Here is a 25,146-nt window from a genome sequence, read left to right as displayed (position 1 = left end):
TATGAGTGTATCTGAACATCCAAATCTGGACACTGTGCAAGGTGCAGATTCACAAAAAGCAGTGAATGAAACCTTAGAAGATTATACTTTACGTTATGCTCCACACAGCTTTCGGCGCTGGAGTCCCAAAGTTATTGCTATTACTGCACTTGGTGGTATTGCCTATCTTGCTGACTTTTCTATTGGTGCCAGTATTGGTATGTCTTATGGAACAACCAATGCTGTTTTCTCCATTTTATTTGCAGCGATTATTATCTTCTTAACTGGCATTCCTTTAGCCTACTACGCAGCGCGCTATAACATCGATCTTGACTTGATTACCCGCGGCGCAGGTTTCGGTTATATCGGCTCAGTCCTGACCAGTATCATTTTCGCCAGTTTCACCTTTATTTTCTTTGCCCTTGAAGGTTCAATCATGGCGCAAGGGTTATTGCTCGGTTTAGGCATTCCGCTTTGGGCAGGTTACCTCATCTCAACCGTTATGGTCATTCCACTCGTCATTTACGGCATGAAAGCTTTAAGTAAATTACAAGTCTGGACTACCCCTCTTTGGCTCGTTCTAATGATTGGTCCTGTGGCGTATCTGATTTACCAAGAACCTACCTTAGTTAGCCAGTTTGCAACGTTTACAGGTCATGAAGGTTTTGCACCTGTAGATATGGCAGCGATCATGCTTGGTGCGGGTATATGCTTATCCCTAATTATGCAAATCGGTGAGCAAATTGACTACCTACGCTTCATGCCTGCAAAAACAAAAGAAAATAGTAAAGCATGGTGGGCAGCGGTTATTTCAGCAGGTCCGGGCTGGGTGATTTTAGGGGCGATTAAACAAATTATTGGGGCATTTTTAGGTTTCTATTTACTCACTAAAATACCGGGCGTAAACAGCACTGAACCTGTTCAACAGTTTAATGCAGCGTTTCATGACATGCTTCCGGGCTGGGCGGCTTTAACACTTGCGGTTATTTTGGTGGTTATTTCTCAAATTAAAATTAATGTGACCAATGCTTACTCTGGTTCCCTCGCATGGACAAGTGCCTACACTCGTATTAGCAAACATTATCCGGGGCGTATTGTCTTTGTGATCGTAAACTTGGCAATTGCGCTTGCTTTGATGGAAGGCAACATGTTTGCGGTACTGGGTAAAATCTTAGGATTCTATTCAAACTTTGCGATTGCATGGGTTGTGGTTGTCGCAACAGACATTTCAATCAACAAATATGTTTTAAAACTTTCACCAAAAGAACCGGAATACCGTCGTGACATGCTCTACAACGTAAACCCTGTCGGTATGGTTGCTTTCCTTGTATCAGCAGGTTTATCGATTGCAGCATTCTTCGGGTTATTGGGTAGTTTCCTAGCGCCTTACTCTCCAATTATTGCACTTGTACTTGCCTTTGTATTAACACCAATCATGGGCTTATTAACCAAAGGGAAATACTACATCAAGTCACACGATGACGGTGTTAAAGAACCACGTTACGATGCTGAAGGTACACCAGTAGCAACTGTTTATCACTGCCGCGTATGTGAGCAAGGTTATGAACGTCCAGATATTATGTTCTCTCACAAACATAACGGCACGATCTGTTCTTTGTGTAAAACACTCGATGCTTAGCCCCCTTTACCAATTAAAAAAGAAGCTTTAAAGCTTCTTTTTTTACATCTGATGATTTAGCCAATCGGGAATAAACGTTCAGGCACTACATCTTTCATCACAATGGTTGAGATGAGCCGTTGCACACTTGGAATAGCAGATAATTTTTCGTCATATAAACGCTGAAAAGCCGGTAAATCTTTAGCGACAACATGGAGTAAATAGTCAGGTTCACCAAACAAACGCTGCGCCTGAATAATTTGCGGAATCTCAATCACGGCATTTTCAAACTTCTCAACTGCCTGTTTATCGCCTTCTTTAAGCGTAATAAAAACAATCGCTGAAAACTCAAAACCGACTAAGTTTGGGTCAAGTTCTGCCCGATAGCCTTTGATAGCTCCCGACTCTTCTAAAGCCTTCACTCGTCTGTGACAAGGTGAAATGCTCAAACCAACTTTTTCTGCCAATTCAGTGATAGATAATCGGCCATTTAATTGCAATTCAGCAAGAATCTTTTTATCTATGCGATCCATTTAGAAAAATTTACCCCAAATGTATGTGATATGAGCAAACATTTAAAAGCACATTCTAAATATATGAGCATATTATTTTCAACAAGCTCGAATAAATAGGGATTTTTTCTAAACCGCGGGCGAGACCTTTGGAAAATAGTTTGCCGAGATAAGCATATGGCTTTTAACATTTTTATTGCATTTTGGAGTGTCTCCATTCTTTTTATTATTACGCCAGGAGCAGACTGGGCCTACGCCATTTCCGCAGGTATTAAGGGTAAAGTCGTCGTACCCGCTGTTGCAGGTATGCTATTTGGGCACTTTATTACGATTTTATTGGTAGCGGCTGGTGTTGGTCTGCTTGTAGCAAATAACCCAACTGCTCTGATGATCCTTACTGTTGCGGGTTCTGCTTATTTATTATGGATGGGAATAAATTTATTACTCACCCCTCCTACTCCGAACGAGTCTGGTTCTGAAAAGGCTCAGTCATGGTTGAGATGGGCTACCAAAGGCGTTTATGTGAGTGGATTAAACCCGAAAGTTTTTTTACTCTTTTTAGCTCTGCTTCCTCAATTTATTGACACTACAGCTTCATGGTCAGTGACAACGCAAATTCTTGCCTTTGGTGTTGTCCACATAATTAGCTGCGCGATAATTTACTTAATGGTGGGTTATGGTTCAGAAGCCATTTTGAAAACCAGACCACAGGCAGCCCAATTAGTTGGCCGTTTTTCGGGTGGCTTGATGGTCGTTATCGCTACATGTTTATTGATTGGGCAAATTTAAAAAGTCATTCAACGAAAAGTTACTGACCATCATTCCTGGTCAGTAACTTAAATAATAAAGACGGGAAAAAATTTATCTCATTCGTTTAAGGTTATAGGTCACTACTCCCCAAATCACCAGTTCTTGCCCCTCTTCAATATAAATATTTTGATAATCAGGGTTTTCTGCTTTCAGCCACACTTTAGGGGGCTGAAATTGGGTATCAATCATTAAGCGCTTAACAGTGAAATCATTGTCGATAAGTGCAATCACAATATCGCCCGATTTAGCAGGAATACTACGGTCCACAATAAGCGGATCATCAATATCAATTCCGGCATCTAACATAGACAACGAATTGGCTTTGACAATAAAGGTGGCATTTTCATTTCTAATTAAATATTCATTTAAATCGAGTGCTTGCTCAATATCATCTTGCGCTGGTGATGGGAAACCCGCAGCAACACGTTCTGTCGCCAAAGGAATGTGGTAAATTTTATCGTTGTTCGGATGCACCTGCTGTATTTTTAGTTTTGAAGTGAAATCTGTCTGGTTATCGGTTTTGACATTATTCAGTAACCAATTTTTGATAAAGTTGACTTGAGATTCAGGAACACGAATCACTTTAGTGGGTTCATTGAACTGTGCTTTACGGCCGGCATTTTCCCGTGCACCGCCATGCTCGAATTCTTTCTTCTTTGGCATATCGCCTCCATTTCACCGTTCAAATCCTACACAGACAATGTAACTTGAAAAAGTTACATTTTCAAGTTGACGAAATATTTTTTTTGCATAACAATAAATTTCATGATCAGATTTTAATCCATTTTGCTTTTAACAGGGATGTTAAAACGGAAATGGTAATTTGAAGAGAATCAAAACCTATTGTGAAATAGTTCTTTTTACTGACTGTTTTGATTTTTATCAATGAAATTCTGAACACTTAAATATGAGTTAGATTCAGTTTTTGGTATGGAGACATGCGAAATGAAAAATCAACGTGATGCAGTTTTAGGTTATGCAGATGAACAACATGCCTACTATATCCGTCTTATTGAAAATGATGCGGTATTAGGCGAAAGCTATGGAATTTTCTGTGAAAATCCGGAAAGTGAAGCAGCCGAAAGTATTATGACGACACTATTTTTAAAGAAATCATTTTGGTTAAATGGCTCAGAATTCACAGATATTGTAAAAGGCTTACATCCCCTTACCCATTCATAAGTTTAAAATAATAAAAATAAAGGAGGCATAATGCCTCCTTTATTCTCAAAAACTGTTTGCTTAAGACGTAAAGCGTCCATAAGCATCGCGTTTTTGATTACGAGAGTTCTGGCCACGACCATCTGAACGGCCACGACGGTCATCATCGTCGTCATCGTCATCACGACGGCTGCGGCCACGGCCTCGGCCACCTGAACGACCACGATCATCATCTTCATCGTCATCATCATAACGACTGCGGCCACGGCCTCGACCACCTGAACGACCACGGTCATCATCTTCGTCATCTTCGTCATCATCGTCACGACGGCTGCGACCACGGCCTCGGCCACCTGAACGGCCACGGTCATCATCTTCATCGTCGTCATCATAACGACTGCGACCACGGCCTCGGCCACCTGAACGGCCACGATCATCATCTTCGTCGTCATCGTCACGACGGCTGCGACCACGGCCTCGGCCACCTGAACGACCGCGATCATCATCTTCATCGTCGTCATCATAACGGCTGCGACCACGGCCTCGGCCGCCTGAACGGCCACGATCATCATCTTCGTCGTCATCGTCACGACGGCTGCGACCACGACCTCGACCGCCCGAACGGCCACGATCATCATCTTCATCGTCGTCATCATAACGGCTGCGACCACGACCTCGGCCACCTGAGCGACCGCGATCATCATCTTCATCGTCGTCATCACGGCGGCTGCGGCCACGACCTCGGCCACCCGAACGACCGCGATCATCATCTTCATCGTCATCATCACGGCGGCTGCGACCACGACCTCGGCCACCTGAACGACCGCGATCATCATCTTCATCGTCGTCATCACGACTGCGGCCACGGCCTCGGCCACCTGAACGACCGCGATCATCATCTTCGTCGTCATCATCACGACTGCGGCCACGGCCTCGACCGCCTGAGCGACCGCGATCATCATCTTCGTCGTCATCATCATAACGACTGCGGCCACGGCCTCGACCGCTTGAACGGCCGCGGTCATCATCTTCGTCGTCATCATAACGGCTGCGACCACGACCATTACGATCATCGTTTTTATGACTTAAAGCACCAGCTTCACGAGCTTCTTCTGAGGTAAATTCATGTGCGTTACCACTGGCATGTGCAGCACGGCCAGCTTCACGAGCTTCTTCTGAAGTAAATTCATGCGCATTGCCACTGGCATGTGCAGCTCGCCCACCTTTACTGGCTATTTCTCTGACTCTTTCAGGATCCATACTTGCAAATCCACGATTTGAAGTACCTGAACTATTGTTATCATCTTCATATCTAGTATTAGCCATAGTTATATCTTCCTATATTAAAATTATAAGTCGCTACCGCTTTTATTGAACGGATAAATTTAAGATAAGAGATTTAAAATATTTTTATACCCATGCTATGTTTCAATCTTTTTAAATGTATATAATTTAAATTTCAAATAAAAACTCTAACATCATTATTTAAATGAAGATTTTCTTAGTTAAAATATTTATCAATTATTAGCTAATTTTACTTTTTAAATACTCACCATACTTATTATTACTCAAACCTACATAACAATATATTTTTACAAATGCATTTAAAAATTCAGGGTAAATAACACAAACTTTCATAACGTACAAATCAATAAAAAACAAAAACATCTTCACTATTGAAGAAACAAACATAAAATATAATTAAAATTATTTAAAAACAATAACATAAACCATTACTTTTGCATAAAAACTTTACTTGAGTGATTAAAATCAAGATTTAAAATTAACATATAATATTTGTGAGAAAAGAATGATGCAACCTACTCATACACACTCAACGCTACAATATATTCATATTTCTGTACCTGAAATTTTACTCAGTAATATTCAAATAAAAAATTCTTGGCAAGATTATAACCAAGAATGGAGCTATAGATTAGACCCGCCTCACGCAAGCCATCCTTTTCAGAGAGACTTGTATATTATTAAATCAAAAAATATTGAAACAGAAGATATAAAAAAATTACTAGATAATACAGTTGTTAAAAACAGTAAAAATAAAGATGACTTAAAAAATATAGTCGAAGCGGAAACAGTAATAAAAGAAATTTTAGATTTATCTAATTATATACCTATAGAAAATTGGCTAAATGATACAGGTAATCGATCAATTGTTGAAAGTATGATTGATAAAAACAAGGTTAAGTTATTGGATATTATCTAACCTAACTTGATATGTTATATTTTTTTACATCCTTATATATAAAATAACAAAGACAACTTTTTAAAAAAGACTATTTACTTATATTCACGTGCAAATTAACCAATATAGAGGGACTGAAAATTAAATAGAGGTAGTCTAGACATGGAAAATACAACGAATCAGTATCCATCAGAAGTTCCTGCACAAGTTCAACCTCATCAACCAGGTGATCAGGAGAAAATGCATCCTGAACCAGAAATTATTAAAGCATCTCATAAAGGCAGTGAAAAACTAAAAGGCAAAGTTGCCGTCATTAGCGGTGGTGATAGCGGTATAGGCCGTTCAGTTGCCGTACTATTTGCCCGTGAAGGTGCCGATATTGCTGTACTGTACCTTGAAGAAGACCAAGATGCCGAAATTACTAAACAGCTTATTGAAAAGGAAGGACAACAATGTCTTTTATTAAAAGGTGATATTTCCGATCCAGACCTTGCAAAACAAAATATTGATAAGGTTCTACAGCATTTTGGTAAAATTAATATTTTAGTAAATAATGCGGGTGTGCAATATCAACAAAAAGAAATTGAAAGTATTAGTAATGAACAATTAGAAAAAACATTTAAAACAAATATTTTTGCCATGTTTTATTTAACCAAAGAAGCCATTCCTTATATGGAGGAAGGCGATAGCATTATTAACACCACTAGTATTACCAGTTACCAAGGTCATGATGAGTTGATTGACTATGCAAGTACTAAAGGTGCAATTACCTCTTTTACTCGTAGTCTATCGAACAATTTAATGAAGCAGAAAAAAGGTATTCGTGTAAATGGTGTTGCACCAGGCCCAATCTGGACTCCCCTTATTCCAAGTAGTTTCGATGCCGAGACTGTCGAAAAGTTTGGTAAAGATACCCCAATGGGTAGGATGGGTCAGCCAAGTGAAGTCGCCCCTGCTTACCTTTTCCTTGCCTCAGATGATGCAAGTTATATTACTGGTCAGGTTATTCATGTAAATGGTGGCCAAATTGTTAATGGCTAATAACATAATTTAGAAAAAGCCCTGAAAGCGTTTAAACTTTCAGGGCTTTTTTTATTTAAGCCGGTACATGTGCGGCTATTTGTTCTCGTGACCAAACACGGTGTGCTTTAATCAGGTTCTTAAATTTTTCCGCAACATGCTGGAACTCATCTTCAATTAAAGTTCCTTCATCTGCCACTAAACCTAATGGCTCAAGCAAATCCGATTTATTACCTAAAAATACGATTGGCTTTAAGTGCTTATAAGCTTCGAGTACATAATGGCGAGCTACCCCGTCTTGCATAACGGTATTTAGGTTATCGCCATCCGGAATAATTACCGCATCATAGGCAATTGAAGGCTCAGACATTTGCATGCCATCAGCCACAATAACGTTATCTTTATGATCTTTTACTGGAGCCAAGCTCGGCGCTAGTAAATGAAGGATTACGCCTTCTTTAATTGCCCAGTTTTTAATAGCCTCCAATGCATCAGACTTCACCATGTTATGGATAAGTACGGCAACTTTTCTACCTTGAATATCTTCAGGTGGGAAAGCTAAAAAAGATAACTTGGCAGATTTTTCAACTGCTGTTTTCTTATAGTTTAGGGTTAAGTCAGGCACTTCAATACCTAAATTTGCCCCTACTTGGCGTGCCAAATCTAAGTCGATATTAGCCAAAATTTGTTGAACTTGACGCTCACGAATATGCTTTCTTTGAACTTTACTTAATTCAAAAGTATAGGCATCGACCACATGTTTTTGTTCATGCGGTGCAAGGCTTTTGTAATATAGTCGCGGTTGAGAGAAATAATCAGAGAACGTCTCACTTCTTTGACGAAGTTTATGGCCACTAATTTTTTCAGGATAACTTTCAAAACCACCATTTGATGCCGCTGGCGGTGTTTCTACTGGCCAATTTCCATCAATTGAGTTTGGTTGATATGCAGCCTGTCCTTTATGAATGGTATGCTGATGAATACCATCACGTTGATTGTTATGGAATGGACACACAGGTTTGTTAATCGGAATTTGGTGGAAGTTTGGTCCACCTAAACGGCTTAACTGGGTATCTGTGTATGAAAATAGACGTGCTTGTAAAAGTGGGTCATCTGTAAAATCAATACCAGGTACTACATGACCCGGACAGAAAGCTACCTGCTCTGTTTCAGCAAAGAAGTTATCTACATTTCTATTTAAAACGAATCGGCCAATTGGCGTAACAGGAACTAATTCTTCAGGAATAATTTTTGTTGGGTCCAGCAAATCGAAGTCAAAGTTCATTTCATCTTCTTCTTCGACAATCTGCACGCCGAGTTCCCATTCTGGATAAAAACCTTGCTCAATTGCTTCATAAAGATCACGACGGTGGAAATCCGGATCTTTACCCGCAAGTTTTTGAGCTTCATCCCATACCAGCGCACTCAAACCTTGTTTTGGTGTCCAGTGAAATTTCACAAAATGTGATTTACCTTCAGCATTAATTAAACGGAACGTATGCACACCAAAACCTTGGATCGAACGTAAGTTACGAGGAATCGCACGATCTGACATCGCCCAAATTACAGCATGTGCTGACTCGGGCACTAAAGACACAAAATCCCAGAAAGTATCATGCGCAGTTGCACCCGTTGGGATTTCTGTGTCCGGTTCAGGTTTTACCGCATGTACAAAGTCTGGAAATTTAATCCCGTCTTGCACAAAAAAGACAGGTGCGTTATTTCCTACCAAGTCGAAGTTACCTTCTTGGGTATAAAACTTAATGGCAAAACCGCGAATATCACGGACAGTATCGGCTGAACCACGAGGCCCTTGCACTGTTGAAAAACGTACAAAAATAGGCGTCTGAATAGTTGGGTCTGTCAAGAATCCAGCTTTGGTTAAACGTTCGTTTCCTTCATATGCCTGAAAATAACCATGTGCCCCTACACCACGCGCATGCACAATACGCTCAGGTATACGCTCATGGTCAAAGTGGGTGATTTTTTCTCTTAAAATGAAATCTTCCAATAAAGTCGAGCCACGAATACCCGCTCTTAAGCTATTTTGGTTATCCGCTATTTTAACCCCCTGATTTGTGGTTAAAGCTTCATTAGTTGCATCATCTCTAACTGTGTCTAACTGTTCAGTTTTCTGGGTAGTATTGGCTTTATTTGCTGCATCGGCACCAGCCATTTCACTTGTTTTATTGGTTGATTTAGTATTGTCGTTCATGTCCATTACCTATGTTTTTGAAAGTTAAACTTGGGGTTGAAGTAGAAAACGTTTATAAAACTAGTTTTTAAACGTACCTAAATAAGGAAAAAGGAGTTCTACGTATTTACGAGTACTCCAAAGACCAATACTTTTATGATGAGAATCTGGGGCAAGAAACGGAGTAAGTTTGCAAATTTTTATGGCAAGGTCATTTGATTGTTGGACGCGCTCTTGTAGTGCATCAAGTTCGCCATCCGAGATATAACTAAATAAATAGTCCTGAATACGCTGGCTATTCTTTAGTTCTCTGCTGTATGCCAAGAAGTTAGAAGAATGATCACTACCAGCAATCCAGTCATGAATAATTTGGCGCTCTACAGGGTTAAACACCCCAAACATTTTTCCATTTTCTTCATTAATCATTCGCCAGAATACGCTCTGTTCAGGGTCGGTATTAAACTTAATCCATTTGTGTTCAGTTAAATGAGTGATTAAACCTGCAATGTCATCGGGATTTGATAACCATTGATTAATGGTCTTGCACCCAAACTGTCTGGTTTCGTTATGGATTAACTGACCGACAAGCGCCTTTCTTTTGAAAATTCTATGGACAAAGTCTTCAGTATTTAAATTTTTTATAATGTTTGAAGAGGATACCCCATGATTATTAAGGGCAAAACCACGTTTTAGCTTGGTCAAGAAGAGTTCTTTATCTCTATATTTATTATAAATATCTTCAATAACTTTAATGGCTTTATAGGCATGGCCATTGTCAATATTGTCGATAGTGATATGAAGATTAAAGTATTTAGAGTCAATACCTAATTCAGCAAGCTCATAATTGGAAATTAAAAGATGCAGTGGTAACTGCTCATAGCCTAAATTAAAACCCACAATCTCGGGAATAAACTCAGGAGGCGCATAACCCAGAGCAAGCTGCACAACTGCTTGATGATAATACTCGTCTTCTAAAAGCAGATCGAAACTGTCTAGCCCTAGACTGCGTAAAAGGTCATCATAGATACAGACATGGTTTGCTTTTGGCTCACCTAACCCAAGCTCTTCGAGATAAGTAATAATTAATTCATGAAAAATAGGATCATTCCAATAATGCACTGAGCTATATAGCCATGCACCGTCTACTTTTTTGGTTGGAGACACCTTTATTAAAAACTCAAATGCCTGAGCGACGTTCTTAAAATACTCTCTATCTTGACCAGATTGTCTACGATTTAAATATGCCTGAAATTCCTGACAATTTTTTTTATTATCGTTTTCACACCATGCCTTAATCAAATTGATATCCGAAGGAAAATCTATTTCCTTCATCTCTAGTTTATCTATCTCTTTAACAAGAAAATCTCTAGCCTTTTTCTCTTTCTCAAAACTAGAAACATCAGGATCAAGGAAAAAAACAAACAATTCATAATAATTTTGTTGATTATCTTGTAATAAGTCTAATAATCGTTTTTTCACTACAACAGGCATTTTCATTCTCCGTCTGTGAGATATCAATTACCATACGTCACCCTAACTATAATCGAGTTTTAAGTTTGTTATTTTGCGTTATTAAAAAACAAGGTAAATACAATAAATCCAAAAAATTCATATACATACAAAATAACGCAAAATTACATTTAAACTTTTAGTATTATTTAAGCTGCTGTTTTTATATAAAATTTGCAAATCTTAATCCAATTTTACATTAACTTCACCATCAAAATTATAAACATTAAAAAAATAACAAAGCAAACAATTAAATAGTTTTATAACATTTTAAAAACAATTGTAGGGAGAATTAAAATGTTCAATAAATGTTGCGAATTATTAGCAAAGGAAAAAATTAAAATTGCATTTTTTGAAAGCGCCTCTGCGGGTTACCTTGCTTATCGTTTCTCTTTAAGTCCTTATTCAGGCGATATTCTGATTGGAAGCCTTGTGAGTTACGACCTTCGCGTAAAGGAAAATACCTTACATATTTCAGAAGAGCTTATTGAAAAATACACTGCAGAATCAATGCAAGTGACTGTTGAAATGATTAATAAAGGTAAAGAACTTTTACATGCCGACCTGTATGTTGCCTGCACAGGTCTTTTGAAAAAAGGCGGCTCTGAAACACCAGAAAAACCTGTAGGTACTTTCTTTTACTCAATATATTATAAAAATAATTTTTATAATTTTAGACGTGTTTTAAGGGGGCCTGCCTTTTTAAAACTAAGAAAGTTGATTTACTATGTTACTCAAGATATAAAACTTATTATATTAGAAGACAAAAGGCGTTAATTTTATATAAAAGTTAACAAATATACATTTAGAAATACTTATTATCTTTCTTAAATATTATGTGCTGAAATGTAATTTTTTAAATGTTCATATTAATAATGTTTATGACATAAAATTACATACATTAAAAATCAGCAAGTTATTTAAAATTTATAAATTTTAAGTTTACAGTTAAATATAGGGTAACACCCCTACCCTACACATTTAAAATCTACATGTTTTAATAACCCTATCTGAAGCTCTCAGATAAAACACATCGTCATAATTGATATGAGGTATTAAAAATGAGCACTACTAATAATCAAGCAAATCAACGCAATAATCAGCAGCAACAACAACAGCAAAATGACAACCGTAATCAACAGCAACACGGTAACCAACAGCAAAACGATCAACAGCAACAAAATAACCAGCAACAACAGCAAAATGATAACCGCGGCCAACAACAAGGATCTAATCAAAAAGATTCTGGCCAACAAAACTCAAATAACAACCAACAACGTTAATCGTTTGTAGTTGTTCTTTGATGCGGTCGATCATTTAGGAAGGTGACCTCACCTTCCTAAATCAAAATATAAGCATAAAATTCAATAAAATATGAGGGAATTCTGATGACAGATCAAAATACAGATCATGCTCAATTGGTAGCTGGCGATCATAACTATTCTGACTCTCGCTGGCGCGAAAGCTATCTTACTCGACCTTATTATCAAGAAGCGCAATTAACTACACCAGATCTAGATTATGATCGTGATTTCTCTGCAGCTTATGAACTTGGTCATCGAGCTCGTTCTGAATCTAAAGAAGGAACTCAGTTTGAAGATATGGAAGGCAGCTTGCAGCAAAAATGGGAAGAGCTAAAAGCTGAGTCCCGCCTAAAATGGGAACACGCTAAACAAGCGATTAAAGATGCATGGGATGATATGTAACATCCTCAAAAGGTCCATAGCTATAAGCTTATTTCCTATTGGCCCTGGGAAATAGGCTTTTTTATTGTCCTAAAATTATGAGCATTAAAAAAATGGTGGCATATTAAAATTATGACTAAGATATTGATTTGCTAAAATTGGATCATCAAAAATTTCTTTTTTAAATTGTACACTCGGTGTTGTAGCGAGTACATGTGTCGGCTTAATAGTAACTTCCACTACATACTTATTTTGCTCATATTTGGCTTTTACACCATAAATCTCAGAATCATTAATGCAAGTTCCATCTGTAAAATATACAAACATACGTCCTACCTTAAATATTACTCATCATAGCGGTCTTATCAAGAATAAAGCCTGACTCAGATAATCAGGTCAGGCCTTTCATCAAAATTAACTTTGGTTTTTCTTAAAATATTCAATTATTTCTTCCCCATTATTTACAGGCTTTTTCTGCGAAGGGTAAGTTTCTTCATAGGCATAGGCGGGTAAAGTAATTTTAGCTCGAATTGGAGGTAATTTTTCTTGTCCACCTGTAGTAATTCGCTCAATAAAACCAGCAAGCCAAAGTACAAACTCCTGAGTATTTTTACTTTTAGGAATAAGACTTAAATCCAATTTAATTTTTGACTCTTGCAAAGGTTTAATGAGTATTTCAGCAAAATCAATATAATTATATAAAAGCTTTAATTTTGTCCCCTTTATTTCTTGTCTGAGTTCAATCATCAAATTATTAAGATCTTCCATCGGGTCATCCGTAAAGCCTTTTTTTTCTTTAACATTTTGATATATTTTCTCAGCTATTTTTAAATATTGGGGCATATCCTTACCTTTTATAGTTCGCTCTTACTAAAATGAATTTTGGATGAATATAAGTAAGCTATTGTGTTTGTTTTATTAACTTTTTGAAACGGTAACTTAAGATTGCAACAAAACGGTAACAACAAATTCTCCAAATTGTAAAAATAAAATAAATATTTGATTAATTTTATATTTTTATATATTTCATTATTATTAAATTATATTTTTTATATAAAATAACGATTAAAAAAGCCTACTAATAAAGTAGGCTTTTGAGAAAAGCTAATCTATTACGAGTTTTTATTCATGTCATGAGATGTGGCTGGATCACTTGCTTCATGCATGCCGTCATTTCTTGAATTACGATCTTGGCAAGCACTCATACCCATAGCAATTGCCAACACCATACTTACTGCACAAAAGATTCTTACCATTTAAATCACCTTTATAAATATTAAAATGTAGGTTTATGAATAACATTATCTTATGTTGGCCTACCGCAGTGGTTCTCTTAACTTTTGTAGATTATGCAAGCTTTTGTAAAAACCAAAAATTATGATTAATAAAATTATATTTCTTGCAATTGATATTTTGGTTATTTTTTGGCAAGCAATGTTTAGGAGACTCTGGTCATGTTATAAAATTCGAATTATTAAATAGTTTAGCCAAACAACACACCTAATTAGAGATATTGATATACTATACAAATAGACAATTAATAAATATTTGATATATAAGATTAAAAAATAATAGTGTGACTTATATTCAAATTATTTATACTCATATTATATTTTTTAATTTTTCTATTTTCTAAATAAAAACAGTGAAATATTTATATCAAGTTATATAAATCAATCTTTTATTTTTGCAATTGACCCACCTCAATGCTCAGCTTATGATGCTCGCGCTGACCAATTTTGTCAGTCGGTTTTAGCAGACCGTCTACCTAAGTGCACTAAAAACACGTTTTTTGGTGTGACGCCCCTCGTGCCTTTGATGGAGGAACGGGAGTGGGACACCCTTGGGTGTGCTGGTTTCTTAGGTATCAGTCTGCTAACCCTCTTTCGTTTCGCCACCATAATAATGAGCAATGAGTGGGCATAACTTCTTTTAACCAAGGAGTCACTCATGACTATTATTCTATATTTTTTAAATTCTTTTATTAAACCTACTTACATTCAACATCTTTCACTCAAGCAGTCATTTCTTAGAGTTCTTTCTCATCCTCTGTTTAAAAGAATTACACACTATAGAGTTCGAAAAATTTTTACTTAATCTTTTTGTGTACCCATCTTGATATACAAGATTGGGGCAGAAGTTTTATGTATTCAAAATCACATAAAGATTAAAACTTCTATCAACATCACTTAACGATAACAACAACCCATGAAGAGTAACAAGAATGTTTTTTCTCTATCGTTTTGTTTTGGTGAGCCTTCTGACAATAGGTGTTTTAAATTTGATGGGGTGCAGGCCAATGAGTAAAAATGAATTTAATACGCGTTGTGTATGGGCCGGACATGACCTTTCAGCGTGTAATTGTATTTATAATTCTTTAGAGCAGCATTATTCACCTCAATTTGTAGAAAGTTTACCAAAATTAAGTTTGCAAAATATTGATGCAAAAATGAACTTTGTAGAAACCATGAATCAAACAATGCAGCAGTGCCAATTGAGTGCGAGCAAACACTAAACTAATTTATAGAGGCATGCTCTACCAAAAAATCCAAGAATGTACGTACGCGATTAGGAACATACTTATCATGGCCAATCCAGACAGCATGAAATTCTTCAGAAGCATGAATATTCCAATCTTCAAGAATTTTGACGAGTTGTTTTTGCTGTAAAGCATTTCGAATCTGGAATTCATTTAGTTGAGCAATACCGGCACCTGCCAGTGCCAACTGTAAAATTGCTTCGCCATGGTTTACTTTTAAAACTTTAGAGGGGGTTAGGCTGATTTCCTGAGTTGCTTTTTTAAATAACCAGGTTTTGTTCTGGCGCTGATAACTTACATCTAAAAGCTGATGTTCATGTAGTTCATCTGGATGTTCGGGGCAACCGTACTTTTCAATATATACAGGTGAGCAAACATAGTGTTTATAAGTACTGCCAAGCGATCGGGCCACCAAATTGGAACTTTTCAAAGGTCCTGTTCGAATCGCAACATCAATTCTTTGTTCAACCAAATTAATTACTTCATCACTCAAATGAGCTTCTAATTCAATTTCCGGGTAACGTTGATTAAACAAACTAATACAAGGCAATAAAAAGTGTGTCCAATATGAAAAACTGGTATGGATTCTAATTCGCCCTTTCGGTATATGATTTGCGGTAACCGCTTGTTCCAGTTCGTCTAAGTCATTGAGTATTTGAATGCCTTGCTCATAAAACTGGCATCCTTCACTGGTAAGCTGAAACTGACGTGTTGAACGATTGAGTAACCTGACACCCAATCTTTTTTCTAAACGAGAAATTAACTTGCTTACGGCAGACGGCGTCATATTACATGCTCTTGCTACCGCTGAAAAACTTCCAAGCTCGACCACCCTTATAAAAATTGCTAACTCGCCAGAACGATTGATATCAAAATAAGACATAGCAAAATTTATTTATGAATTAGATTCACAAATCTTATTCCGCTTAGACCGCTATAACAAGGCATCAATTTGTTTCAACATACCTTTAATTCGTTTTAAAGAGTTCTTGAGATGAAACTTTATCAAGCCACCCTATTTTCTTTGGTTTTATTTACGAGCTTTGCACAAGCTGATGCAGAAAACAGCCAATGGATTACCACTTGGTCTGCGAGCCCTCAAAAAGTCTGGAATAAAGACTTCGTTTTTCCAACACTCATTCCAGAGCAAGTATCTAATCAGACTATTAGACAAATGAGCAAAATTAGTTTGGGCGGTGAAGCTGTTCGGCTCGTTTTTACCAATCAATATGGTGAACAGCCACTTTATATTGATCAAACAACGATTGGTTTAGCGAACGCAGCAACTCTAAAATCTAAGAGCACCTATCCCGTTTATTTTTCTGGTCAACTTAAAGCAAGAATTTTACCTGGCAAACAACTCATAAGTGATCCAATTCAGTTGCCTGTACCCGATCATGCTCAATTGGTGGTGAATAGCTTTATTCAAAAGCCTACAACGTTTAAAACATTTCATTGGGATGCCAAACAAACCAGTTGGCTCATTACGGGCAACCAGACTGCGAACTTAAATACGCCTAGCAGTGCCAAAACCACCACTGCGCGATTATTACTGTCTGCAATAGAGGTAAAACCCAAACAAAAGGCTCATGTAGTTGCAGTTGTTGGAGACTCAATTACCGATGGGGCGACTGCAACCTTAGATGCAAATACAAGATGGACCGATTTTTTAGCTAAGCGTTTATCAGCACACCATGTAGCCGTGATTAATAGCGGAATTTCAGGAAATCGATTACTTACCGATGGTATGGGCGATAGGGTTTTAAAACGCTTAAACAGTGAAGTATTTCAATATTCAGGAGTTAAAACTTTAATTGTTTTGGTCGGTATCAATGACATTTCATGGCCCGGTACAGCTTTTGCTCCTAAACAGCAAATACCTTCTTTTGAAGCGCTCACTCAAGGTTATCGACGTGTTGTAAGTGAGGCCCATAAACATAATATTCAGGTGATTGGTGCAACCTTACTTCCGTTCTCTGGTGCTTTGCCTAATACCCCTTTAGATAATTATTATCAACCCAACAAAGATCAATTACGTCAGCGCATTAACCACTGGATGAGAACCAGTCATACCTTTGATGGTGTGCTTGATCTTGATGAAGGCTTAAAAGATCCAAAACATCCCAATCGATTAAATCCAATTTATGATTCTGGAGATCATTTACATCCTAATGATCGAGGCAATCAGCATATGGCAGAATTGGTAGATTTAGATCAAATTATTAAAAATTAATGATTCCCCCATCAGGTGAAATCTTCACATGATGGGGCTGCTTATTTAAAAATCATAACTCGCTATCATGTTGAAGCGGTTATCAATCCCATTGCGATTATCAAATGTTTCTCGTTCCCCATAAACATATTCGATACCCAAAGTAATCGGCTTATACGGGTTATAAAGTGCATTCACCCAACCTTGCCAAAGCTGTTTGTTTTGGGTGGTACTCGTACGCTGTAATTCGGCAAAACGGTTATCATCTTTAGCCTTCATATAGCCATAGCCTAAAGTCGAGCGAATTTGCGGTGTAAATTGATGAGTGATACCCAAAGAAACCGTGTCAAATTCATTGCTATGCATATTGTTTTGATCGTCTATTGCATAGCCACTGTTACTCCATAGCAAGAAACGTCCATCACCCTTAACATGGTAATAATCGGCTTTAAGTAATGTATCAGGGGTAATTTGATATTTACCGCCCAAGCCTACACCCCACGCCCACTCACTATCATTGTTAGTTCTTTTTTCTGCAACAAAACTACGGCCTGAAAGCATCGAACCATTGGCAAATTTATGATTTAAACGTCCGACTAAAGCAGGTAAACGCATTTTATTATCTGGATCAGTTGCAGCAGTATATTTCGGGTCTTCAACTGATACTGCAAAACTTGTATTTGCCGTTAAGTTATCGCTATAGCGAACAAGCGGCGATCTTAATAATGCACTACCTACAAATGTACCCGCATCAATTGTTTCTGGGTAATATTCAGGGGCAATAAATGTCGACCATGTTTGGCCAATAAGCCATTTATCAAAAGTTAAATAGGCATGACGTATGCGAAACTGATCACGTGTAGCCGCCCCAAAAAAGTCCATTTCTAACTTTCCGCCCACATCACCAACGGCTGTAGGTGTTTTAAAATTCAATCCGAAGCGTGTCACATACACAGTACTGTGCAACTGGTCTTTCTGTGCAGATTCTTCTGGCGCATTTTCAAGAGGAACGCCGCTAATATTGTTATACATGCTAGATGCACCCTTAATTTGATAAGAAGCATCTGCTCGTATATAACCGTATAAGTTAAATTCCGCACCAGATTTAGTTAATGTTTGCTGTATAGGTTGTGGAGCTTGAGTAACTACAGGAGCAGCTTGTTCTACTCTTTTTTGAGCTAAAGATTTTTGAGCCTCCATATTAATTTGTAGCATAGCTCGTAGTTCTTTTATTTCTTGGCGAAGTTGCTCTATTTCAGGGTTTACTTGGCCTGCAAAAGCAGAAGACATAAGCAGAGTCACAGAAACTGCCAACAAGCTTTTTTGAATCGTTGTATTTAAAATTTTCATCATGAAATTTTCCTTTAGACCTTTAAGTAGTCTTAAAAGTCTCGACATCCTTTTTGTTATGTACCTATCTAAAATAGATCCTTGAAAATTTGCCTTTCTTTCACAAGAAAGACGTTCCCTCATATTTTTTAGATCCACCCTCCCTAGTGCAGCAAAAGCAACTTTTTAATTTTCCATTTTTTATATTCTCTTCCACATTGAGAATATTCGGTTTTAAACCCTTATTTATATTCCCCAATAGTATTATTTTTTTGCAATAAACCCTTGATAAGTCAAAATTTGCGTATATGGCTGTACGCTTTCAAAGCCTGTCTCTTCCAAAAGTTTTATATATCCTTCAGTCGTTAAACTAAAAAAGTCCTCCGCCATACGCTCCAACATTTTTTGACATTGTTCTTCTGTTAACCCTTGAGCCAAACACAAATAACGTAATGCTTGAAGCTGTTGTGGATTTACACAAGTCATGAGGTCATAGGTAAGTAAAGGCGCCTTTTCTTTTAAGCGATCATAAATATCCTTAAAGAAGGCTGGTTTTATGTCATCTGCAATAAAATGAGCCACAAGAATAGAAAGTGCAGCATCAAAGCAACTCTCGAGAGGTAAAGCTGAAGTTTCACCGTGAACAAAAGTGACTTGGGCAGATTTACCTAAAATCTCCACCTGCTCCTGAGCTTTTTGCAGCATGGTTAAAGATGGATCAACCGCTGTAAATTGCCAGTTTGGATGTCTTTTAAGTAAATATTCGAGTTCGTAACCCGTACCACAGCCCACAATTAAGATATGAGCATCTGGTGGCAACACCGACTGCAAAATGGCATCCACCTGTTGATGGATCACTTCATAGCCCGGAATTAATTTACGAATATGCGCATCATATCCTTCGACTACTTTAGGGCTATTAAAGTCTTTTGCCATTTTGCGTGTCCTCTATTTAAACCGTATTTCGATTTTCCTTTGCTGCACTTTGACCGAGCTTTTGACTTATTTAGTCAAAGACATTTCCTGTTAAATTAAGTTCAGCTCGCATAATTTCCTGTAATTTAAACTTTTGGGCTTTGCCAGAAGCAGTCATTGGAAACTCATTAAAGAAACGGACATAACGCGGCACTTTGTTATGTGAAATGTGTTCTTTGCAAAATTGGCGGATGCTGTCTTCATCGACTTGGTGATGCTCATGCAGGATAATACATGCACAAAGTTCTTCGCCATATTTCGCATCTGGCAAGCCAATCACCTGTACATCGCTTACATCTGGATGAGTATATAAAAAGTCTTCAATCTCTTTTGGAAAGAGGTTTTCCCCACCACGAATCACGACATCTTTAATACGGCCTTTAATTTTAATAAAACCTTCTTGATCCATCTCGGCAATGTCACCCGTATGCATCCAGCCAGCCGCGTCAATCACTTCACGGGTCTTTTCCTCTTCACCCCAATAACCAGCCATCACTGAATAACCACGGACGCATAGCTCACCCAAAGTCCCTTGCGGAACAATTTGCCCTTCTAAATCGACAATTTTAATTTCAACATGTGGATGGACATGCCCAACTGTGCTTACTCGCTTATCAATCGAATCGTTTACTGAGCTTTGTACACTCACTGGCGAGGTTTCGGTCATGCCATAACAAATGGTGATTTCAGACATATGCATTCGGTCTATAACACGTTGCATAATTTCACGTGGACAAGGACTACCTGCCATAATGCCTGTTCTTAAGCTCGACAGATCAAAATCATTAAACTGTTCATGCTCTAAGGTTGCAATAAACATGGTTGGTACGCCGTAAGCTGCCGTACAACGTTCTTGATGAATCGCTTTTAAAGTTTCCAAAGGATTAAATACAGCAGATGGATAGACCATAGTTGACCCATGTGTCACACACGCCAGATTTCCCATCACCATGCCAAAACAATGGAATAATGGCACAGAAATACAGACTTTATCTTGGGGGGTTAAACGAATGCCTTCACCGACAAAATAACCATTATTTAAAATATTATGATGGGTTAACATGGTCCCTTTCGGGTTACCTGTTGTACCTGAAGTAAATTGGATATTAATGGTTTCATCAAACTGGAGCTGTCTGGCTAATTGTTTTAATTGTTCTAGCTGTTCAGAAGTTGGTGTAGTTAGTAAATCACTAAAACGATAAATACCAGTATGTTGTTGGTCATCAATTTTAATGACAAATTTTAAATGTGGCAGTCGCTCTGAACTGAGCACTTTATCTGTACAGGTGGTTAACTCAGGGGCAATTTTTGTGAGTAATTCTTGGTAATCCGTCGTTTTAAATTGAGAAGCAATAATCAATCCTTTGCATGAGACCTTATTCAACACATATTCAAGCTCATGACTTTTATAAGCTGTATTTAGATTGACTAAAATAATCCCTGCTTTAAAAGCTGCAAACTGCGTAATGGTCCATTCCACACAGTTAGGTGACCAAATCGCTAATCGGTCTCCTTTTTTTAATCCCAATTTTAATAGGCTACAAGCAAAAGCGTTTACTTCATCCTGTAAAGCTTTATAGGTTAATCGTCTGTTTTGATGAAAACTGACAATCGCTTCCTTTTCAGCATATTGCTGACAGGCCTGATCAAATTGTTCACCAATGGTCATACCCAATAAGGGTTGTGTACTTGGTCCCGAGGCGTAGCTTAACCGTTCTTGTTGCATTGAATCATTCTCCTTGATTCTTTGTAATTCTCTTCTTACCTGATCTAATTGTTGTTACTGCAACTACTTTTCCAAACTACTTATTTTGTGTTGTTTTATCCTTTATATGCCCTATTTTTTCTGCACAGCATCCACACAAAAATCAGCAATCTGTTTTGAAAAATAGTCTTTATGCGCATGATCAAACTTTGTATTTTGAGCTGGGTCTAGAGGTTCAACTACCACATAAGTCATAGCACCGACTACACAAAGTGCTGCTGTGTTTAAATCATCCAAGACAAACTCACCACTTGCATTTCCATCCGCAAGTATTTTTTTAATACTTTGTTTAATCAATTGCTTCACACGAAAACGCTCATGTTCAACCGTTGAATCGACGGGTTCAAACATGAGTGAATATGCAAGCTGAGGACTATTCAGTGCCCGTTTTACAAAGGTTGCTACCGCCTTGTGTAATTTCTGCTTTGCCGATAAATCACTTTCGGTAATCGATTCAATCACCAATAGTTCTGTATTAATGGCATCAGACAAAACTTCTATTAGCACTTGGCTTTTATTATCGAAGTAGCGATAAACCAGTCCACTAGATACACCCGCTTGCTCTGCAATTGTTTGTATTTGTGCGTCTTTGAACCCTCCCTCTGAAATTATTTTTCTGGCTGAACTCAAAATCGACTTTCGATTTTGCTCCATCCGCTCTTGCATTAAAGATGATCGTTTATAGCTCATAATTTATTCTCTAACAAATAAAATGAATTGTAAATCATTTTATGAATCTGTATTCACTTTTTCAAAAAATCATTGTATGGTAATTATCAAATACCCACAAAATATTTTATGGACAACAAATATAACCAATAGGATGAAAATATCATGAACCTACGCAGCTTGAATTTCGGTCTAGATGAAACTTTAATTGCTCTTCAAGATTCGGTAGCCGCATTTTGTGCAAAGGAAATTGCACCAATTGCCCAACAAGTTGATCAAGACAACAAATTCCCTGCACATCTCTGGAAAAAATTCGGAGATATGGGCCTTTTAGGCATGACGGTTTCTGAAGAATATGGCGGAGCCAATATGGGTTATTTAGCTCATATTATTGCCATGCAAGAAATTTCCCGTGCTTCGGCAGCCATTGGTCTTTCTTATGGTGCTCATTCTAATTTATGTGTAAACCAGATTAACCGTAACGGTAATGAGCAGCAAAAACAAAAGTATTTACCAAAACTGATTTCCGGTGAATATGTTGGTGCCCTTGCCATGTCTGAGCCAAATGCCGGTTCCGATGTCGTCAGCATGAAATTACGCGCCGAGCAAAAAGGTGATCACTTTGTTTTAAACGGTTCAAAAATGTGGATTACCAACGGCGGTGATGCAGATGTACTGGTCGTTTACGCTAAAACTGACCCGCAAGCTGGCCCGAAAGGCATGACCGCATTCTTGATTGAAAAAGGCATGAAAGGCTTTAGTCACGGCAACCACTTAGACAAACTCGGTATGCGCGGCTCTAACACTTACCCCCTATTCTTTGACAATGTAGAAGTCCCTGCTGAAAACGTACTCGGTGGTGTGGGTAACGGGGTTAAAGTACTCATGAGTGGCTTGGACTATGAACGAGCAGTTTTAAGTGCCGGACCTTTAGGCATTATGGATGCTTGTTTAGATGTAGTAATTCCATACTTGCATCAACGTGAACAGTTTGGTCAGGCTTTAGGTGAATTCCAACTTATGCAAGGCAAACTTGCCGATATGTATTCAACATGGTTGGCATGTAAAGCTCTCGTTTATGCTGTTGGTGCTGCCTGTGACAAAGCGGATCATGACCGCAGCCTACGTAAAGATGCTGCAAGTGCCATTTTATATGCTGCTGAAAAAGCAACATGGATGGCGGGTGAAGCAATTCAAACTTTAGGTGGTAACGGTTATATCAATGAATTCCCTGCTGGCCGTTTATGGCGCGATGCAAAACTTTATGAAATTGGCGCGGGAACTTCTGAAATTCGCCGCATGTTGATTGGCCGCGAACTCTTCAATGAAACCAAATAATAATTATAAATAAGGACGCATCTTATGAACCAATTACAAAGCAAGATTAATGTTCGAAGCGAAGACTTCAAAACAAACCAGCAAGCCATGCAAACATTGGTCACAGATCTCAAACAAGTTGCCCAGCGTATTGCTTTAGGTGGTGGCGAAAATGCCCGTCAAAAACATTTGGCTCGAGGTAAACTTTTACCCCGTGAACGTATTGATCAACTCATTGACGTCGGCACAGCATTTTTAGAAATTGGTCAATTGGCAGCGTACAACGTTTATGAAGATGATGTTCCTGCTGCGGGTGTGATTGCTGGTATTGGTCAAGTCAACGGCATCACTTGCATGATCGTTGCCAACGATGCAACGGTTAAAGGCGGAACGTATTACCCACTTACGGTTAAAAAGCATTTACGCGCACAAGAAATTGCCGAACAAAATCACTTGCCTTGTATTTATTTAGTAGATTCAGGCGGTGCTTATTTACCAATGCAAGATGAGGTTTTCCCAGACCGCGATCATTTCGGGCGTATTTTCTATAATCAGGCACGCATGTCGAGCCTAGGTATTGCTCAAATTGCCGTAGTAATGGGTAGCTGTACCGCAGGTGGTGCTTATGTACCAGCGATGTCTGATGAAACCATTATTGTACGTAATCAAGGTACGATTTTCTTAGGTGGACCTCCTTTGGTAAAAGCTGCAACTGGCGAAGTGGTGAGCAGTGAAGATTTAGGCGGTGGCGATGTACACACACGTCTTTCAGGTGTAGCTGACCACTTAGCTGAAAATGATGAACATGCCATTGCGATTGCACGAAACATTGTTGCGAACTTAAATAAAAAGCCAAATGAGTTAAATAAGCAAGTTGATGAACCATTGTTTGATGCATCTGAACTCTATGGCGTAGTTCCAAGTGATGCACGTAAACCTTTTGATGTACGTGAAGTCATTGCACGTATTGTAGACGGCTCTCGCTTTGACGAGTTTAAAGCCCGCTTTGGCTCAACACTTGTAACGGGTTTCGCTTCTCTCTACGGCATGCCAGTTGGGATTATTGCCAATAACGGAATTTTATTTTCCGAGTCTGCTCAAAAAGGCGCGCACTTTATTGAACTGTGCACACAGCGCAATATTCCATTGTTATTTATACAAAACATCACTGGCTTTATGGTTGGTCGCCAGTATGAAAATGAAGGGATTGCCAAACACGGCGCTAAACTGGTGATGGCAGTTGCCACTGCAAATGTCCCTAAACTCACCCTAATTATTGGTGGTTCATTTGGTGCAGGTAACTACGGTATGTGTGGCCGCGCTTATTCACCACGCTTTTTATGGACATGGCCAAACTCTCGTATTTCAGTGATGGGCGGCGAACAAGCAGCGAGCGTACTTTCGACTTTAAAACGAGATCAAATTGAGCAAAAAGGTGCCGAGTGGTCAGCGCAAGAAGAAGACGAATTTAAACAACCAATTCGTGAACAATACGAGCGCCAAGGCCATCCATACTATGCTTCTGCCCGCCTTTGGGACGACGGTGTAATTGATCCAGCTCAAACTCGTCATGTACTTGGTTTAAGTCTTGCAGCTGCCATGAACGCTCCAATCCAGCCAACCAAATTTGGCGTGTTCCGCATGTAAGA

At 38.3% G+C, this 25,146-nt stretch carries 25 protein-coding genes; 12 read left to right on the top strand and 13 right to left on the bottom strand.

Annotated elements, in window-relative coordinates:
- Nucleotide 1 precedes the first annotated feature (1 nt).
- Nucleotides 2-1,618, top strand: a complete 1,617-nt coding sequence (locus NQ782_RS04175; RefSeq protein ID WP_057093685.1) for a cytosine permease — start codon at nt 2-4, stop codon at nt 1,616-1,618.
- Nucleotides 1,619-1,674: 56 nt separating this feature from the next.
- Here NQ782_RS04175 and NQ782_RS04170 read toward each other — a convergent pair whose 3' ends face one another.
- Nucleotides 1,675-2,130 (bottom strand): Lrp/AsnC family transcriptional regulator, encoded by a 456-nt coding sequence (locus tag NQ782_RS04170; protein WP_000373858.1) that lies wholly within the window; start codon nt 2,128-2,130, stop codon nt 1,675-1,677.
- A 156-nt stretch (nt 2,131-2,286) separates the two neighbouring features.
- Here NQ782_RS04170 and NQ782_RS04165 point away from each other — a divergent pair, with 156 nt between their 5' ends.
- A complete protein-coding gene (locus NQ782_RS04165) occupies nt 2,287-2,898 on the top strand; it encodes a LysE family translocator (protein WP_000885229.1) in 612 nt (203 codons plus the stop codon).
- Between the two features lie 72 nt (nt 2,899-2,970).
- Here the strand turns inward: NQ782_RS04165 and NQ782_RS04160 are convergent, their stop codons facing one another.
- Nucleotides 2,971-3,582, bottom strand: a complete 612-nt coding sequence (locus tag NQ782_RS04160; RefSeq protein ID WP_001124839.1) for a LexA family transcriptional regulator — start codon at nt 3,580-3,582, stop codon at nt 2,971-2,973.
- 282 nt (nt 3,583-3,864) lie between these two features.
- Between NQ782_RS04160 and NQ782_RS04155 the strand changes: the two genes are divergently transcribed.
- Entirely contained in the window at nt 3,865-4,101 is a 237-nt protein-coding gene (locus NQ782_RS04155; RefSeq protein WP_000795915.1) for a hypothetical protein, read from the top strand.
- A gap of 60 nt (nt 4,102-4,161) precedes the next feature.
- On the opposite strand, the gene NQ782_RS04150 is transcribed toward NQ782_RS04155, so the two are convergent.
- Complete coding sequence (locus NQ782_RS04150; RefSeq protein WP_156580593.1) at nt 4,162-5,406, bottom strand: KGG domain-containing protein; 1,245 nt, start codon at nt 5,404-5,406, stop codon at nt 4,162-4,164.
- Nucleotides 5,407-5,890: 484 nt separating this feature from the next.
- On the opposite strand from NQ782_RS04150, the gene NQ782_RS04145 reads away from it, so the two are divergent.
- Entirely contained in the window at nt 5,891-6,304 is a 414-nt protein-coding gene (locus NQ782_RS04145; RefSeq protein WP_032046113.1) for a DUF6367 family protein, read from the top strand.
- 141 nt (nt 6,305-6,445) lie between these two features.
- Nucleotides 6,446-7,324, top strand: a complete 879-nt coding sequence (locus tag NQ782_RS04140) for an SDR family oxidoreductase (protein WP_000432325.1) — start codon at nt 6,446-6,448, stop codon at nt 7,322-7,324.
- Nucleotides 7,325-7,379: 55 nt separating this feature from the next.
- Here the strand turns inward: NQ782_RS04140 and katE are convergent, their stop codons facing one another.
- Together katE and NQ782_RS04130 are read right to left on the bottom strand one after the other, a co-directional pair.
- On the bottom strand, nt 7,380-9,524 hold the full coding sequence (katE, locus tag NQ782_RS04135; protein WP_086231153.1) for a catalase HPII: 2,145 nt from the start codon (nt 9,522-9,524) through the stop codon (nt 7,380-7,382).
- Between the two features lie 54 nt (nt 9,525-9,578).
- Nucleotides 9,579-10,988, bottom strand: a complete 1,410-nt coding sequence (locus NQ782_RS04130; RefSeq protein WP_004747541.1) for an iron-containing redox enzyme family protein — start codon at nt 10,986-10,988, stop codon at nt 9,579-9,581.
- A gap of 315 nt (nt 10,989-11,303) precedes the next feature.
- Here NQ782_RS04130 and NQ782_RS04125 point away from each other — a divergent pair, with 315 nt between their 5' ends.
- The 3 genes from NQ782_RS04125 to surA1 all read left to right on the top strand — a co-directional run bounded on the left by NQ782_RS04125 (nt 11,304) and on the right by surA1 (nt 12,712).
- Nucleotides 11,304-11,783 (top strand): CinA family protein, encoded by a 480-nt coding sequence (locus NQ782_RS04125; RefSeq protein ID WP_000482091.1) that lies wholly within the window; start codon nt 11,304-11,306, stop codon nt 11,781-11,783.
- Between the two features lie 284 nt (nt 11,784-12,067).
- A complete protein-coding gene (locus tag NQ782_RS04120) occupies nt 12,068-12,289 on the top strand; it encodes a hypothetical protein (protein ID WP_000108365.1) in 222 nt (73 codons plus the stop codon).
- Between the two features lie 105 nt (nt 12,290-12,394).
- On the top strand, nt 12,395-12,712 hold the full coding sequence (gene surA1 / locus NQ782_RS04115) for a surface antigen protein 1 (RefSeq protein ID WP_000132045.1): 318 nt from the start codon (nt 12,395-12,397) through the stop codon (nt 12,710-12,712).
- A gap of 84 nt (nt 12,713-12,796) precedes the next feature.
- Here surA1 and NQ782_RS04110 read toward each other — a convergent pair whose 3' ends face one another.
- The 3 genes from NQ782_RS04110 to NQ782_RS04100 form a co-directional block, all read right to left on the bottom strand.
- A complete protein-coding gene (locus tag NQ782_RS04110) occupies nt 12,797-13,018 on the bottom strand; it encodes a hypothetical protein (RefSeq protein ID WP_000498474.1) in 222 nt (73 codons plus the stop codon).
- An 87-nt stretch (nt 13,019-13,105) separates the two neighbouring features.
- Complete coding sequence (locus tag NQ782_RS04105) at nt 13,106-13,534, bottom strand: hypothetical protein (RefSeq protein WP_001136759.1); 429 nt, start codon at nt 13,532-13,534, stop codon at nt 13,106-13,108.
- 269 nt (nt 13,535-13,803) lie between these two features.
- Nucleotides 13,804-13,947, bottom strand: a complete 144-nt coding sequence (locus NQ782_RS04100; RefSeq protein WP_000251637.1) for a hypothetical protein — start codon at nt 13,945-13,947, stop codon at nt 13,804-13,806.
- Nucleotides 13,948-14,915: 968 nt separating this feature from the next.
- On the opposite strand from NQ782_RS04100, the gene NQ782_RS04095 reads away from it, so the two are divergent.
- Entirely contained in the window at nt 14,916-15,206 is a 291-nt protein-coding gene (locus tag NQ782_RS04095; protein ID WP_001984002.1) for a hypothetical protein, read from the top strand.
- A gap of 1 nt (nt 15,207) precedes the next feature.
- On the opposite strand, the gene NQ782_RS04090 is transcribed toward NQ782_RS04095, so the two are convergent.
- Entirely contained in the window at nt 15,208-16,113 is a 906-nt protein-coding gene (locus tag NQ782_RS04090; protein WP_000119778.1) for a LysR family transcriptional regulator, read from the bottom strand.
- 111 nt (nt 16,114-16,224) lie between these two features.
- Between NQ782_RS04090 and NQ782_RS04085 the strand changes: the two genes are divergently transcribed.
- Nucleotides 16,225-17,463, top strand: a complete 1,239-nt coding sequence (locus tag NQ782_RS04085) for an SGNH/GDSL hydrolase family protein (RefSeq protein WP_057094707.1) — start codon at nt 16,225-16,227, stop codon at nt 17,461-17,463.
- A gap of 45 nt (nt 17,464-17,508) precedes the next feature.
- Here NQ782_RS04085 and NQ782_RS04080 read toward each other — a convergent pair whose 3' ends face one another.
- The 4 genes from NQ782_RS04080 to NQ782_RS04065 all read right to left on the bottom strand — a co-directional run bounded on the left by NQ782_RS04080 (nt 17,509) and on the right by NQ782_RS04065 (nt 22,201).
- Nucleotides 17,509-18,792, bottom strand: coding sequence for a DcaP family trimeric outer membrane transporter (locus NQ782_RS04080; protein WP_086231156.1), 1,284 nt, complete (start codon nt 18,790-18,792; stop codon nt 17,509-17,511).
- Between the two features lie 243 nt (nt 18,793-19,035).
- A complete protein-coding gene (locus tag NQ782_RS04075; protein ID WP_057094711.1) occupies nt 19,036-19,707 on the bottom strand; it encodes a class I SAM-dependent methyltransferase in 672 nt (223 codons plus the stop codon).
- 70 nt (nt 19,708-19,777) lie between these two features.
- Nucleotides 19,778-21,472 carry an AMP-binding protein gene (locus NQ782_RS04070; RefSeq protein ID WP_001183743.1) on the bottom strand — a complete coding sequence of 565 codons (1,695 nt, stop codon included), beginning with the start codon at nt 21,470-21,472 and terminating at the stop codon, nt 19,778-19,780.
- 111 nt (nt 21,473-21,583) lie between these two features.
- Entirely contained in the window at nt 21,584-22,201 is a 618-nt protein-coding gene (locus NQ782_RS04065) for a TetR/AcrR family transcriptional regulator (protein WP_000120692.1), read from the bottom strand.
- 144 nt (nt 22,202-22,345) lie between these two features.
- Here NQ782_RS04065 and NQ782_RS04060 point away from each other — a divergent pair, with 144 nt between their 5' ends.
- Both NQ782_RS04060 and NQ782_RS04055 read left to right on the top strand, forming a co-directional pair.
- Nucleotides 22,346-23,518, top strand: coding sequence for an isovaleryl-CoA dehydrogenase (locus NQ782_RS04060; protein WP_001053639.1), 1,173 nt, complete (start codon nt 22,346-22,348; stop codon nt 23,516-23,518).
- 24 nt (nt 23,519-23,542) lie between these two features.
- Entirely contained in the window at nt 23,543-25,144 is a 1,602-nt protein-coding gene (locus NQ782_RS04055; protein ID WP_057094713.1) for a carboxyl transferase domain-containing protein, read from the top strand.
- The last annotated feature ends 2 nt before the right edge of the window (nt 25,145-25,146 follow it).

This window comes from Acinetobacter sp. BD54, assembly GCF_044778325.1.
GTDB lineage: Bacteria > Pseudomonadota > Gammaproteobacteria > Pseudomonadales > Moraxellaceae > Acinetobacter > Acinetobacter baumannii.
The sequence above is the reverse complement of the archived record's forward strand: the minus strand, read 5'-3'. Positions and strand labels throughout refer to the sequence as shown.